The 13542-nt window shown below is 70.4% G+C and carries 14 protein-coding genes, 1 tRNA gene and 1 pseudogene; 7 read left to right on the top strand and 9 right to left on the bottom strand.

Translation table 11 applies throughout. The features are described from left to right. The first annotated feature begins 89 nt into the window (after positions 1–89). The 3 genes from ACZ4MH_RS16105 (at position 90) to ACZ4MH_RS16095 (ending at position 2476) form a co-directional block, all read left to right on the top strand. Positions 90–755 carry a PadR family transcriptional regulator gene (locus ACZ4MH_RS16105; protein WP_351596106.1) on the top strand — a complete coding sequence of 222 codons (666 nt, stop codon included), beginning with the start codon at positions 90–92 and terminating at the stop codon, positions 753–755. 140 nt (positions 756–895) lie between these two features. After that, a complete protein-coding gene (locus tag ACZ4MH_RS16100; protein ID WP_351596109.1) occupies positions 896–1981 on the top strand; it encodes a terpene synthase family protein in 1086 nt (361 codons plus the stop codon). Between the two features lie 264 nt (positions 1982–2245). Next, complete coding sequence (locus ACZ4MH_RS16095; protein WP_351596111.1) at positions 2246–2476, top strand: hypothetical protein; 231 nt, start codon at positions 2246–2248, stop codon at positions 2474–2476. A gap of 179 nt (positions 2477–2655) precedes the next feature. Here the strand turns inward: ACZ4MH_RS16095 and ACZ4MH_RS16090 are convergent, their stop codons facing one another. The 4 genes and pseudogenes from ACZ4MH_RS16090 to ACZ4MH_RS16075 all read right to left on the bottom strand — a co-directional run bounded on the left by ACZ4MH_RS16090 (position 2656) and on the right by ACZ4MH_RS16075 (position 6801). Beyond that, positions 2656–3447 carry an ABC transporter permease gene (locus ACZ4MH_RS16090; protein WP_351596113.1) on the bottom strand — a complete coding sequence of 264 codons (792 nt, stop codon included), beginning with the start codon at positions 3445–3447 and terminating at the stop codon, positions 2656–2658. Between the two features lie 268 nt (positions 3448–3715). Beyond that, positions 3716–4444 (bottom strand): annotated as a pseudogene (locus ACZ4MH_RS16085) (ABC transporter ATP-binding protein); the annotation flags it as partial. Between the two features lie 273 nt (positions 4445–4717). Continuing rightward, entirely contained in the window at positions 4718–5815 is a 1098-nt protein-coding gene (locus ACZ4MH_RS16080; protein WP_351596115.1) for a polyprenyl synthetase family protein, read from the bottom strand. 362 nt (positions 5816–6177) lie between these two features. Continuing rightward, on the bottom strand, positions 6178–6801 hold the full coding sequence (locus ACZ4MH_RS16075) for a GOLPH3/VPS74 family protein (RefSeq protein ID WP_351596118.1): 624 nt from the start codon (positions 6799–6801) through the stop codon (positions 6178–6180). Between the two features lie 227 nt (positions 6802–7028). Between ACZ4MH_RS16075 and ACZ4MH_RS16070 the strand changes: the two genes are divergently transcribed. Beyond that, positions 7029–7163 carry a hypothetical protein gene (locus ACZ4MH_RS16070; RefSeq protein WP_351596121.1) on the top strand — a complete coding sequence of 45 codons (135 nt, stop codon included), beginning with the start codon at positions 7029–7031 and terminating at the stop codon, positions 7161–7163. Between the two features lie 150 nt (positions 7164–7313). On the opposite strand, the gene ACZ4MH_RS16065 is transcribed toward ACZ4MH_RS16070, so the two are convergent. The 3 genes from ACZ4MH_RS16065 to ACZ4MH_RS16055 all read right to left on the bottom strand — a co-directional run bounded on the left by ACZ4MH_RS16065 (position 7314) and on the right by ACZ4MH_RS16055 (position 8031). Then, positions 7314–7386: transfer RNA gene (locus ACZ4MH_RS16065), tRNA-Arg, on the bottom strand. Between the two features lie 112 nt (positions 7387–7498). Then, positions 7499–7876, bottom strand: a complete 378-nt coding sequence (locus tag ACZ4MH_RS16060; RefSeq protein WP_351596124.1) for a DUF4190 domain-containing protein — start codon at positions 7874–7876, stop codon at positions 7499–7501. Then, positions 7873–8031, bottom strand: coding sequence for a hypothetical protein (locus tag ACZ4MH_RS16055; protein WP_169749851.1), 159 nt, complete (start codon positions 8029–8031; stop codon positions 7873–7875). The genes ACZ4MH_RS16060 and ACZ4MH_RS16055 overlap by 4 nt, the downstream gene beginning before the upstream one ends. 138 nt (positions 8032–8169) lie before the next feature. On the opposite strand from ACZ4MH_RS16055, the gene ACZ4MH_RS16050 reads away from it, so the two are divergent. Beyond that, positions 8170–8844 (top strand): TetR family transcriptional regulator, encoded by a 675-nt coding sequence (locus tag ACZ4MH_RS16050; RefSeq protein ID WP_351596128.1) that lies wholly within the window; start codon positions 8170–8172, stop codon positions 8842–8844. A gap of 75 nt (positions 8845–8919) precedes the next feature. On the opposite strand, the gene ACZ4MH_RS16045 is transcribed toward ACZ4MH_RS16050, so the two are convergent. Continuing rightward, positions 8920–10410, bottom strand: a complete 1491-nt coding sequence (locus ACZ4MH_RS16045) for a M6 family metalloprotease domain-containing protein (protein WP_351596131.1) — start codon at positions 10408–10410, stop codon at positions 8920–8922. 232 nt (positions 10411–10642) lie between these two features. Between ACZ4MH_RS16045 and ACZ4MH_RS16040 the strand changes: the two genes are divergently transcribed. Further along, positions 10643–11299: a TetR/AcrR family transcriptional regulator gene (locus tag ACZ4MH_RS16040; RefSeq protein WP_351596134.1), complete on the top strand. Its 657-nt coding sequence runs from the start codon at positions 10643–10645 to the stop codon at positions 11297–11299. A gap of 119 nt (positions 11300–11418) precedes the next feature. Continuing rightward, positions 11419–12972, top strand: coding sequence for an MFS transporter (locus tag ACZ4MH_RS16035; protein ID WP_351596137.1), 1554 nt, complete (start codon positions 11419–11421; stop codon positions 12970–12972). Positions 12973–13026: 54 nt separating this feature from the next. Here ACZ4MH_RS16035 and ACZ4MH_RS16030 read toward each other — a convergent pair whose 3' ends face one another. Next, complete coding sequence (locus ACZ4MH_RS16030) at positions 13027–13524, bottom strand: MarR family winged helix-turn-helix transcriptional regulator (RefSeq protein WP_351596140.1); 498 nt, start codon at positions 13522–13524, stop codon at positions 13027–13029. Positions 13525–13542: the final 18 nt, after the last annotated feature.

The raw sequence follows: 13542 nt of genomic DNA, 5'->3' as shown, positions 1-13542 counted from the left end.
TAGAAAGTGACACGTGGCACGGCACGTGTCAACTTCTACCTGTTGTCCGGCTAAGGTGATCGCAGCAAGGGAAGGGCGGAGAAGACGCGATGTCGCTGCGGTACGCACTGCTGGGACTGCTGGCCGACGAGGCCGGCAGCGGCTACGAGCTGACCAAGAAATTCGAGCGGAGCCTCGACCGGTACGCCTGGCACGCCAAGCACAACCAGGTCTACCAAGAGCTCAACCGGCTGGCCGCCGACGGCCTCGCCGAGGTCGTCGAGGAGGGGGCGCGCGGCCGCAAGACGTACGCGATCACCGAGGCCGGCCGCGCGGACCTGCGGCAATGGCTGCTGAACCCGCCCCGTAACCCGGTCGTACGGAACGAATTCGTACTCCGGCTCTTCCTCCTCTTCGCGCTGGACCCGAAGGAGGCGCGCGCCGTGCTCGCCGATTACGCGGCGAACGCACAGCGCGATCTCGACGCCCTGTCCGCCCTGGTGGAGTCCGTGGACGTCGACCTGACCGACGGCGTACTGCCCGATCCCCTCGCCTTCGGACACCTCGCCGCCGGCTTCGGCCTCCACATGCTCCCCGCCTCGCGCGACTGGGCCCACTGGGCCATCGCTCAGATCGACAACCAGATCGACAACCAGGTCGACAACCAGATGGGCGAGGGCGGGCCGCAAGAGGGTGGCCCGGCGGACGGCCCGGCAGACGGCCCGGCAGACGGCCCGGTGAACGGGCCCGCGGACGACGGACCGCACCGCGCCTGACCGTCAACCTCGGACCGCTTCTGCCCTGTTAGGGGGGAATGCTTGCCGGGGGCATGTAGGTCGCGGTCGCCCGGCGACGGCCGTTGCAGGATGAGGCCCGTTCGTGCCGTCGTCGTCAGCAAGGGCAAGAGGTGCTGTTCATGGCCATGACCGTCAACGAGATCGATCTCCCGCCGATCTTCTGCCCCCTGGAATCCGCCAGGCACCCGCGTGCCCACATCGTCGACGAACGGGCCAAGGAGTGGATCCGGACCAGTCCCATGTGCGCGACGGACGAGGAGCGCACGTGGGTCACCGCCTCGTGCAGTACGGACTTCTTCGCCCGGTTCGCTCCCGACGCCGCCACCGACGACCGCCTGCTGTGGACCTCGCTGTGGGTGTACTGGGGCTTCGCCTTCGATGACAACCGGTGCGACAACGGCCCGTTCAGCACCCGGCCCGCCACGTTCAGCGCGCTGGCCGGCCGTGTGCAGCGCGCGCTGGAGGCGCCGTCCGCGCGGGACGAGTCGGACGGGTTCATCCCGGCCCTGCAGGAGATCGCGGCACAGTTCCGCTCCTTCGGTACGCCCCTCCAGGTGCGGCGGTTCGTCGCCGCCCACCGCGCCTGGCTCTCCGGCGTGACCTGGCAGGTCGGCAACGCCGCGGCCGGCCGGATGCCGGGCCTCGACGAGTACGTCGCCATGCGGCTGCTGTCAGCGGGCGGCGAACCGCCGTTCGCCATGCTGGAGTTGGCTACCGGCCTTGAGGTGCCCGCCCAGGAGATGGAGCAGCCGGCCGTCCGCGCGCTCACCGAGATGGCCATCATGGTCGCGGCGCTGGACAACGACCGGCACTCCCTGCGCAAGGAGTTGGCCCGCGGCCAGACCGACCAGAACGTCTACAGCGTGCTGATGCACGACACGGGCCTGCCGCTCCCGGAGGCCGTCGCGGCCGCCACCCGGCTGCGGGACCGGGTACTGCTGCGCTTCATGGCCGTGCACGACCGGGTGCGGGCGCAGGCCGGGCTGGAGCTGAGCAGCTACCTGCAGGGCCTGCGGTACGGCATCCGGGGCAACGCGGAGTGGGGACTCCGGGTGCCGCGTTACCTGAGCCTGGGGCGCGTACCGGACCCCATGGACGAGGCGCCCCTGGAGTGGGCCGAATCGCCGGCGGACGACGACCGGTCGGCGCCTCGGGGGCTGCCCACGGTGGCGTGGTGGTGGGACGACGCGCTGCTCGGCGTGTGATTCCAGGTTTGAGACCTAAGGTTTCATGCCTCATGCCTCAGGACTCAGACCGCAGGCCTCAGGTCTCAGATCTCAGGAATCCGCCTCTCAGCTTTTCACGCAAATTGATTTTCGGCTGTCCTGCCAACTTCCTTTGTTTCGCCGCTCAGTCGTCCCCCTTTGAGGGAAGAAACGCGGAAACTCCAGGAACCCCGTGATTGCGGACGGTGCCGCTATTAAGGTTTCGGTGTCCGGCATAAATCCCGCCCCACACAAGGAGAATTCATGTCGTTCCTGCGACGTGCCGCGGCCGCATCCGTGATCGCTGTCGCCCTCGCCACGTGCGGTGCCGCTCCGTCCGCGCTGGCTGCCCCGTCCGCGTCGTCCGCGTCGTCCGCGGTTCCCTCGGACGGGGAGCCCGGCGGCCGCCCGATCCAGATGGGCCCGTTCATGTTCCCCTCCACGGGCCAGGTCCAGGGCGGGTTCGGCTGGAACACCTCGGGCGGTGGGTACTGAGGCGTCGGTACCAGGCGCCGGTAGCCGTACGCAGTACCGGCACGACGCGGTGAGGTGGGTCCGGCAAGCGAGCCGGACCCACCTCACTGTCCTATCCAACTGTCGTACCCACTCGGCCCTTCCGCTCCGCTGAGCGCTTGAGACCGCTCCGCTCAGCGTTTGAGTCCGCTCCGTTCCGCTCAGCGCTTGAGCGTGGCCGCGCTGGCGAGCAGTACGACGATCACGCACCCCAGGATCAGCAGCGCGTCCCGTACGAAGAGGCCGGTCACCCCGTCGTGCCGGGCGGCCTCGCCGGCGGCCTGCACCGCGTACGTCATCGGCATCACCTTGGCCACCGCCGACAGCGTCCCGCTCATGTCCTCGCGCGGTACGAACAGCCCGCACACGAGGAACTGCGGCAGTACCCCGGCCGGCAGGAACTGCACCGCCTGGAACTCGTTCCGCGCGAAGGCGCTGACCAGGAGGCCCAGCGCCAGCCCGAGCAGCGCGCCCAGCATCGCGATGATCATGAGGAGATACGGCGGCCCCTTGATGTCCAGACCGAGCGGCCCCACGGACAGCAGCGTCGCCAGTACGGCCTGGAGCAGGGCCAGGAAGCCGAACGCCAGGCTGTAACCGAGCACGATGTCCAGCCGCTGCACCGGCATGGTCAGCAGCCGCTCGGCGGTCCCGGAGGTGCGCTCGCGCAGCGTCGAGACCGAGGCGACCAGGTACATCACGATGAGCGGGAAGATCCCGAAGACCTGCGGACCGATGCGCTCGAAGGCGCCGTCCGCGTCGTCGAACATCAGCTTGAGGATCACCATCAGCATGCATGGGATCGCGAGCATGAGCGCGACGCTGCCGCGGTCGCGGGCGATCTGCTGCAGCACCCGTTGCGCGGTGGCGAGGGTGATGCCCGGGGTGAGCGGCAGGGCGCGGGCGGTGCGGACCGCGCGGGACACGACCGACGGCCGGTACTCGGTTCTCATGTGCTGAACCTCCTCAACCTCGGCACTCCGATGCGAAGAATGATGCGTGGGGATCGGGGAGCATGGCACCGTCGAAAAGCGGCTGGGCGGGGGGCGGGACGGAGTCCGGGGGAGCGGGGGCGGGCGCCGACTCGGGGACCGAATCAGAGGCCGATCCCGGGGCCGAATCAGAGGTCGATTCTGGGGCCGATCCCGGGGCCGATTCCGGGGCCGGCTCGGGGCCCGATGACGTGGGTACGGAATCGGCGTGGCCCGGTGCGGACGTGGAGGCGGCGTCGTCCGCCGTCCTCGCCTCCGGCCGTACCAGCCGCATGAACGCGCCCTCCACGCTCGCGCAGCCCGTGTGCGCGAGCAGTTCCGACCGCTCGCAGGAGGCCAGCAGCCGGCCGTCGCGCATGAGAAGCAGCCGGTCACAACGGTCAGCCTCGTCCATGACGTGACTGGAGACGAGCAGGGTGGTCCCCTCGTCGGCCAGCCGCCGGAAGACGGCCCACAGCTCCTGTCGGATGAGCGGATCGAGGCCCACCGTCGGCTCGTCCATGACCAGCAGCTCCGGCGAGCCGAGCAGCGCGACGGCCAGCGAGACGCGCGAGTACTGGCCGCCCGACAGCCGCCCGACCGGCTGGTCGGCCCAGTCCGCCAGGTCGACCTCCTTCACCACCCGCACCACGGCGTTCTCCCGGCGCCAGCCCCGCAGCCCCAACGCGGCCGAGAAATACCGCAGATTCTCGAGGACCGTCAGGTCGGTGTAGACGGACGGCGCCTGCGTGACGTACCCGACGCGGGTCTCCAGGGCCGCGGCACCGGCCGGATGGCCGAGTACCTGGACGTGCCCCGCCGCACACGCCTGAATTCCGACGACGGACCGGAGCAGCGTGGTCTTTCCGCAGCCGCTGGGGCCGAGCAGGCCGACGATCGCACCGCGGGGCGCGGCGAAACTGATGTCGTCGAGAAGGGCCCGGTCCCCGCGCGCGACCCGGAGGCCGTACACACTGATCGCCGGTGGTCCGCCGGCCGACGGTTTTTTCGGCTGAAGGGTGTGCTGTCTCTGTTCCAAAAATCTGCCGCCCCCGGCTGGGTCCCGCAATATCCGCCAAGAAAGCGCAATGGCCACTAGAAGAAACGGCTGCGGGCCTTATGGGTTACGTCCCCGAACGTATCGATCGCGCCTCGATCGCGCCCGCCACCGAATTTCCGTTACTCCGTCGGCCAATGGCGCTCCGCCGGCCATCAGCGATCCGGCCGCGCCATCAGTGATCCCGTCGTGTCGTCAGTGATCCCGCCGGGTCATCAGCACGGCGAGGTCGTGCAACTGCCGGTACACCGACGGTACGGGCTCCGCGCGGGCCAGCGCCCGCATCGCGGCGCCCACCTGCCGCCTGGCCTCCACCGCGGTCGCCTCGCGCCCGCCCGCCTCTTCGATCAGCTCGGTGGCCGTCACGATGTCCGCAGCCGACAGCGGCTCCGTACGGTCGTACAGCTCCGCCAGCCGTCGCCCGGCAGGCCCGTTGTCGGCGAGCGCCACGACCACCGGCAGCGACTTCTTCCGGGCCGCGACGTCCGCGCCCACCGGCTTCCCGCTGCGCCGAGTGGTGCCCCAGATGCCCAGCAGGTCATCGACGCACTGGAAGGCGATGCCCAGATGCCGGCCGAAGTCCCGCAGCCCGGCGGTGCGCGCGTTGGACGCGCCGGCCAGCAGCGCCCCCAGCGCGCACGCGCAGCCCATCAGCGCGCCCGTCTTACCGGCCGCCATCTCCAGGTACTCCTCGGCGCGCACCCGCGGCGTGCTCTCGAAGGCCACGTCCTGGCTCTGGCCGCGCAGCAAGTCGTCCAGTGCGCAGGACAGTTCCTTGGTGGCCGCTGCGGCGTGCGGGGTGGAGTCGGCGGCCAGTACGGCCAGGGCGCTGATGAGCAGGGCGTCACCGGTCAGCACCGCGGCCGGCGTACCGTACTGCCGCCACACGGCGGGCCGGTGGCGACGCAGCGGATCCGCGTCGATGACGTCGTCGTGCAGCAGCGAGAAGTCGTGTACGAGTTCGACCGCGACGGCCCCCGGGACCACGCTCTCGGCGGGCGCGCCGACAGCCAGCGCGGACAGGAAGACCAGGGCCGGGCGGACGGCTTTCCCGCCGCGGTCCGTGGCCGGCTCGCCGGCCGCGCTCCCATCGGCCCCGTTCCAGCCGCGGTGGTACCCGGCGACCTCCCGCTGCGGCGCGGGCAGCTCCTCGACGACCCGGCGCAGCGCGGGCGTGACGAGCTCCCTCGCCCACCCGAAGAGGACCGCGTCAGCGCCGCCTCCTCCGATACCGTCGGCCGCGCCGGACGCGCTCCGGGGCGCGGCAGCGGCCATGCTGCTCAGCGCGGTCACGTACGCCCCCCGCCCGCCGGCGCCCGCCGATGTCCCTCCGACACCCGGCGACTCGATCCGCCGGACCCGCAGGGGTACCAGGGGGCCTCCAACATGGTCGTCGTACGCGCTCCGACCAACGCGTACGGGCGCGCAAAGAATTCGTGTGGCACGCATCCCACCTAATCGCGCCCGCCCACGCGAATCCCCCCACGGCCCGCTCCACCACCCCAAGATCACTGAAGCGGCGTAAGAACTCCCGCGCCACAACGCTCATCACACAGTTCACGACCACCAACAGCACGCACCAACAAGCGACTTGACAAAACGTTCCGCCGCCCGCGCTGTCGTGCGGTAGCAAAGCGTTGATCTCGATGGCGCCGTCAGTTGCCGCGCCAAATGTTGTCGAACGCGGCATCCTCGATGGCCCGCCGCTGCCGTACGGCCTCCAACTCCATCAACGCGTCATGCACCACGGCCAGCACCATCACCACCGCCTCGTCACCCACGCTCGGCGCCTCCTCCTTCTCCTCGCCCTCCCCGCCCTCCCCGTCGTGAATCCCGACGGCCGAGGCGAGAGCGACGAGAGTGGGCTCACCCGATGCCCATCGGTCCACCGCCAAGCGCCGCTCGGGCGAATCGACCAACCCCACCTGCCCGGCCCGAACGACCATCCAGCGACGGCGCTCCCGAGCAATCTGCCCGTCCGCCTCCAGCGCGGCCAGATACGTCGAATACAGCCCACGCCCCCTCCGCCACAGCCAGTCCTCAACCGACTCGTACGGCACTTGCCGGACAAGCGACGACGCGGCATCGTCCAACAGTCGATCAGCGATCGCCGGCCGGTGCCCCGGCACGATGAGCTCACCGTCCACCCCGACGGCCTCGGCGGCCAGAAGATCAATCAACTCGGCCCCCGCCAACGCCAGCGACAGCTCGCCTTGCTCCAGAGGCCGCCCGGACGGCACATCCAAAGCGATGATCACCAAATCCCGTGCAGTGGTCATGGACGACTCCATCCCAAACACCCCCGCAAGCGACCACTCGCCGCCCCCACCCAGGCTAAACAACAACCCCCCCCAAGGCCGCCGAAACCAGCCCCTGCCCGATCCGCACACGGCCCGGCCGCCTACAAGCCAAAGGGCCAGCTCGAGAGGCTGTCGCCTCCGAACTGGCCCGCTGGCGGCACGTGGACTACCCGGACGATGCCTCACGTGAGGAACGGCGGCGAGCCGTGGCGACCAAGTCGCACCGGACGGTCAACGTGCCGGGGCCGTTGGGGAAGATCATCGAGCAGATGATGAGCCGGAATCCCGCCGACCGGCCGAGTAGCGCGGATGTGTGCCAAGAGCTGCACAACGCGCGCTGAGTCCCGATGCCGCATCCATCCCCGGTCCATCCTCAAACCATCGCCACGTTTCCGTAGAGATGGGGCATCTATGGGGCGTTCAGGCACGAAGTGGGCCCTCCGTTCGAGTGAACGGAGGGCCCACAACTCTCTGACCTGCGGCACAGCTTGTGCCCCCGGCAGGATTCGAACCTGCGACACCCGCTTTAGGAGAGCGGTGCTCTATCCCCTGAGCTACGGAGGCGGGGCGGTCAGTGGTGGTGCGGTGCCCTGGGTGAGGGGCTGCGCGCACCATCGGCTGGCCGTGAACAGGGTAGCGGATGGGGTCGTGCCCGGTCTCGCCGCCAGGTGATGGGTCAGGTGGGGAAGTTCCAGCTGACGGTGCCGTCGGTGGTGACCAGGGCGGCCAGCACGATGAGGTCGGCGACGCCCAGGGTCATGCCGAGGAGGGCGCGGCCGCGCCGGTCGGTGCCGCGGAAGAGGGCGAGGGCGCCCAGGATCAGCGACAGCGGGCCCAGGACGACGTTCATGACGAGCAGGCCCACCAGGCCGAGGATGAAGGAGGCCACGGCCATGCCGTCGGCCTGGTTCGCCTTGCGGCGGGAGGTGGTTGCGCTGTCGGGCGCGGTGCGGTTGTCCGTACGGTGTTCGGTCTGCTCGGTCTGCTCGGTCTGCTCGGTGTGCGCCTCGGGCTCGTCGGTGCGGGTTTCGGCGCGGTGGGTGAGCGTGGTCATCGACGGGCCTCCTTCGTGCGGTACTCGCGGATGGCGAAGATCAGCAGCCAGACCGCGATCGCGGCGGCCGCGGTCAGCGTCGCCCCGAGCGGGAGATGTGCCGCGGTGCCCAGGAGGACTCCCAGGAGGAGCAAGGCTGCGACGAGGAAGATCATTTCTGGCCCTTCCGAGTGAGGTGAGTGGCCTTGATCGACACTTAGGTGAACAGTTGGTGTGACAGTTGTTCACTGACTTACGAGTCTAGCGCGACCCCGGGGTGGATCGTGTCGGAGAACGGATGTTTACTGAATGGCATGAGTCACACCATCGGCGTCCGGCAGGCCCAGAAGCAGAAGACCCGGCAGGCGCTCCTCGACGCCGGGCTGCGGCTGCTGGCGGAGCAGAGCCTGAGCAGCCTCGGGCTGCGTGAGGTGACGCGGGTGGTGGGGGTGGCGCCGGCGGCGTTCTACCGGCACTTCCGGGACATCCCCGACCTGGGCGTCGCGTTGGTCGAGGAGTCGCTCGGCAGCCTGCACGTCGTGATCCGGGCGATCCTCGCCGAGCAGCCCGGCGCCGAGGAGCGCATCGACCGTACGGTCGCGGTCGTCGAGCAGTACGTACGGGAGAACCCGGCGCATGTGCGATTCATCGCGCGGGAGCGGCACGGGGGCGTACGCGCCGTGCGGAAGGCGATAGCGGCGGAGCTGGCGCGGTTCGCCGCGGAGGTGGCGGCGGGGCTCAGGGAGCAGCCGGTGTCGGACGCTTGGAGCGACGACGACGTGCTGATGCTCGCCGAGATGTACGTCGATCATCTGGTGATGACCGCTTCGGCGATTCTGGACGCCGCGGATGTCGTGGACGCCGCGGATGCTGCGGACGCCGCGGATGCCGCCGATGACGATGGCGCTGCCGCTTGTGATCGGGTCGCGGAGCGTGCTCGTCGTCAGCTCCGGCTCATCAGTTTGGGGCGGATGCATTGGACGGATTGAGGCAGACCCGCTGGCGAGGTTGATGACCAGTACCCATGACCAGTACCCCTTGGTGGCCCTGTGCTCCTCGCGCCGTCAGTGGCGTTTTGGAGTGGTGATTCGTACGCGGAAGGTGTCCGAGGCGTCCGAGGTGTGCGAGGTGTCCGAGGCGTTTGAGGTGTTCGAGGGGGGCGCGTCGGGCGGGGGGTTCCGCAGTACCGAGAGTGTGAGGCCGTCGGCGTGGAAGGTCTGGCCGGGGCGGTACGTGGCATCGGTCAGGCCTGCGCGGACGTTCGGGTCCTTGCGGTAGCAGCCGGCGCTCTTCGGGGTGGCGTCCGAGACGCGGACCGGGCCCCTGCCCGAAGGGGTGTCGGTGGTGACGCGGTAGATCAGGACGCCGGGGCGGCACGCGGTGGGGTCGAGCGGGCCGGTGCGGCGGGCCTCTACGACGTAGGCGCGGTACCGGGAGACGGGGATGACGACGATCTTCGTTCCGCCGGGTACGGAGGCCGGGGTGAGCCGGTGGGTGGTGACGGTGCCGGGGTGGCGTACGCAGTCCACCTGGTCCGGGGCCAGCCAGCCCAGCTTCCACTTGTGCCAGCCCAGGAAGTCGTTCTCCGGGCCCCAGTCCACGTCCATGGGGTCCCAGTGGCCCACCGGGTGCGGATCGGCGCGCCCGTCGGTGAAGTACAGGTCCGGCAGGCCGAAGGAGTGGGCGTTCTCGTGGTTGAGGACGCGGTAGGCGCTCGGGCCGGTCTGCCGGCTCCAGATGAACGAGACGTTCCTGAGCTGCGTGCCGTCGCCCGTCCGCAGGCCCAGCGGGCCGCCGCTGAAGGTGACGGACCAGACGTTCTCGGTCGCGGGTGGCCCGGCGTTCGGTGTGACCAGGACGTTGACCAGGTCGTAGGCGCGGAAGTCCACGTCGCGGTCGACGGCGCGCACGATTTCCTTCGCCACCGCGTAATAGCCGTTGTTCGAGGCGGGGTTGAACGAGGTGCCGCGCCCGATGTCGTACGAGGCCAGCGGGCGGGACATGCGTATCCACTTCAGGACGGGTGTCGAGCGGTAGTCGAGCGTGCCGTAGGAGCTCTGGCGGAAGAAGCGGGGGACGGCCGGGAAGAACTCGCCGTAGCGCGCGCGGGGGCTGATCCCGGCGCGTACGTCGGGGAAGTCGACGAGCACCGTGAGGGCCCGTACGCGGCCGGTGGCGCGGGTGAAGCCGCGGGGAGTGGCGGCCGCCTCCGACACGCCGGTGGTGGCGCCGGGGAGGGCGCAGGGGCCGGAGGGGAAGGCCGCGGAGGGGGCGCGGGGGGAGCGCGTCGGGGGGCCTGTGGGGGAGTGCGGCGGAGGCGCTGAGGACGTCTCGCGTGCCGTCGTCCCCGGCTTCGTTCCCGGTTTCGTTCCCGTTGGGCGGGGAGTGGGGGCGTCCGTCCGTTCCCGGGTGTCCGGGGGCGGGGAGGCGGCCGGGCGGCTGTCGCCGTGCCGGGCGGTGCCGGAGGGGCGGGGCGCGGCGGCGTTCAGGGCCGGTACGGCCAGCGTGGCCGCCAGGGCCGTGGTGGCGAGCAGGGCGGACGGTATCTGCCTCATGTGCTCACCCTGGGGCGGCGGGCGGCGGCCTGCCCGTCGGGTTACGTCATCCGGTGACGGGAGTGGTTTTCGCGGGGGCGCGGGGAAGTGACGCAGGTCACAAGGCGTGCGGGAAATAACCGGGGAGCCGGTCCCCGTTTAACCAGGCGTCCGTGCGAAACGGGGACCCGCTCCCCGGTTTCGCCCCGCAGCCCAGGAAGTACCCGAAAGTACCCGGAAGGAGTGAGCCGACGTGACTGTCACCCGTACCCCCGCGGCCAAGGCGGCGCAGCCCCGACTGCGGGCCGATGCGCAGCGCAACCGGGACCGGATCGTCGCGGCCGCTCGCGAGACCATGGTCGAGCACGGGGCCGATGTCCCGCTCGACGAGGTCGCCCGCCGGGCCGGCGTCGGCAACGCCACCCTCTACCGGCACTTCCCGGAGCGCGCCGACCTGATCCACCACGTCACGCTCTCCGTCATGGACCGCACGGCGGACCGTGCGGAGTGCGCGCTCGCGGCGGAGGACGACGCGTTCCAGGCGCTCCGGGTCTTCGTGCACGCCGCCGTCGAGGAGCGCATCGGAGCGCTCTGCCCGCTCCTCTCCGACGGCGTCGACAAGGACCACCCCGACCTGCTCGCCGCGCGGGACCGCCTGGAGCGGGCCGTCGAGGCCCTCATGGGTGCCGCGCGCGAGAGCGGCCGACTGCGTACCGACATCGCCGTCGGTGACCTGATGGTCGCGATCACCCAGCTCACGCGGCCGCTGCCGGGCAGCGGCTGTGTCGACTTCGACAAGTTCGTACACCGCCACCTTCAGCTGTTCCTGGACGGCCTGATGGCTCCGGCGAGGTCCGAACTGCCCGGCTCGGCGGCGACGTTGGACGACCTCCGGCAATGTCGCCGGTGATCCAAAACCGGTGAGCCGAAGGTCCCGGCGGCCGTTCCCTCAATTCTTCTGACTCGCGTCACAAGCTCCGCTTTACACGTCCCTTTTCGTACTTCTCCGCACCCTAGGTGGGCCCACCCATGTCCGAAGCCGTTCCCAAAGCCGCCCAGAAAGCCGGCTCCAACGCCGTCCCGAACGTGGACCCCCGGCGCTGGAAAGCGCTCATATTCATCGCCCTCGCCCAGCTCATGGTCGTGCTCGACGCGACGATCGTGAACATCGCGCTGCCCTCCGCCCAGGCGGACCTCGGGATCTCCGACGGGAACCGGCAGTGGGTCATCACCGCGTACGCGCTCGCCTTCGGCGGGCTGCTGCTCTTCGGTGGCCGCGTCGCCGACCTGTGGGGCCGCCGGCGCACCTTCGTCATCGGCCTGATCGGCTTCGCCCTCGCCTCCGCGCTCGGCGGCGCCGCGGGCAGCTCCGGGATGCTGCTCGGCGCCCGCGCGCTGCAGGGCGTGTTCGGCGCGCTGCTCGCCCCGGCCGCGCTCTCGCTGCTCGCGGTGACCTTCACCGAGGCGCGCGAACGTGCCAAGGCGTTCGGCATCTTCGGTGCCATCGCCGGTGGCGGCGGCGCCGTCGGGCTGATCCTCGGCGGCGTACTGACCGAGTACATGGACTGGCGCTGGACCTTCTTCGTGAACATCCCCTTCGCCGTGGTCGCGGCGATCGGTGCGCTGCTGGTCATCCGGGAGCCCGCCGAGGGCCGTAATTCCTCCCGGCTCGACGTGCCCGGCGTCATCCTGGCCACGGCCGGACTGGTCTCGCTCGTGTACGCGTTCACGCGTGCCGAGACCGACGGCTGGAGCTCCGCGCCGACCATCGGCCTCTTCGTGGCGGCCGCTGTGCTGCTGCTGGCCTTCGTGGTCGTGGAGTCGCGGGTGAAGGCGCCGCTGCTGCCGCTGCGCGTGGTCACCGACCGCAACCGCGGTGGCGTCTACGCCTCGCTCGGCCTCGCCGTGATCGGCATGTTCGGTCTCTTCCTGTTCCTGACCTACTACTTGCAGATCGTGAAGGGGTACACGCCGGTCACGACCGGTCTGGCCTTCCTTCCGATGATCGCGGGCATGATCACCGGCTCGACGCAGATCGGCGCCCGGCTGATGACGCGGGTCCGGCCGCGGCTCCTGATGGCGCCCGGCTTCCTGCTGGCCGCGATCGGCATGCTGTCGCTGACCCGGATCGACCTGGACAGCTCCTACCCGGCGCTGATCCTGCCCTCGTTCCTGCTGCTCGGCCTCGGTATGGGCACGGCCTTCATGCCGGCCATGTCGCTGGCCACGCACGGTGTGCAGCCGCGCGACGCCGGTGTCGCCTCCGCGATGGTCAACACCTCGCAGCAGGTGGGCGGTGCGATCGGTACGGCGCTGCTCAACACCATCGCGGCCGGCGCGACCACGGCGTACGCGACGGCGCACGCAGCCGGTGCGCGCTCCGCCGACGTCCTCAAGCTGCAGTCGATGGTGCACGGATACACGGCCGCCATCTGGTGGGCCGCGGGCATCCTGCTCCTCGCCTCGGCGATCGCCTTCGTCTTCGTCACCACGGGGCGGCCCGGTGCCGGTACGCCGGCGGCGAGCTCGGAGGACGGCGCGGACGCGGCCGAGGACGTGCCGGTACCGGTGATGGCGCACTGACGCAGACGTGCAGAAGGGGCGCCCCTCGGGCGCCCCTTTCGCGTGCGCGTGGGTTCAGCGCAGCCAGGGCAGGTCGGCGCCCTGCGGCTGCAGGCCGTCCGCCACCGACCGGCAGATGTCGGCGAGTTGGCGCACCTGCTCCGGGGACAGCCGGTCGAACAGCGCGGCCCGTACGGTCGCGACGTGGCCCGGCGCGGTCTCCTCCAGGACCTTCAGGCCCTCGTCCGTGAGCACGGCGTTCTGGCCGCGCTTGTCGGAGGGGCAGTCCTCACGGCGGACCCAGCCGTTCTTCTCCAGGCGGGCGATCGCGTGCGAGAGCCGGGACCGGGTGATCTTGGCGTTCTGGGCCAGCTCGGTCATCCGCAGCCGCCGCCGCGGTGCCTGGGAGAGCTGGACGAGCAGGCCGTAGTAGATGTGCGGCATGCCGGCATCACGCTGCAGCTGCCGGTCGAGGTGGTCTTCCAGGAGCGTGGTGGCGTGCAGGTACGACTGCCAGGCGTACTGCTCCTCGTCGCTGAGCCAGCGCGGCTCACCGGCCATGTCGTTGCTCATACCATCCACTGTCTCACT

It is taken from the genome of Streptomyces sp. NPDC026301 (assembly GCF_055567935.1).
Note: the sequence above shows the minus strand (reverse complement) of the source record. Positions and strands in the feature narration are given on the sequence as shown.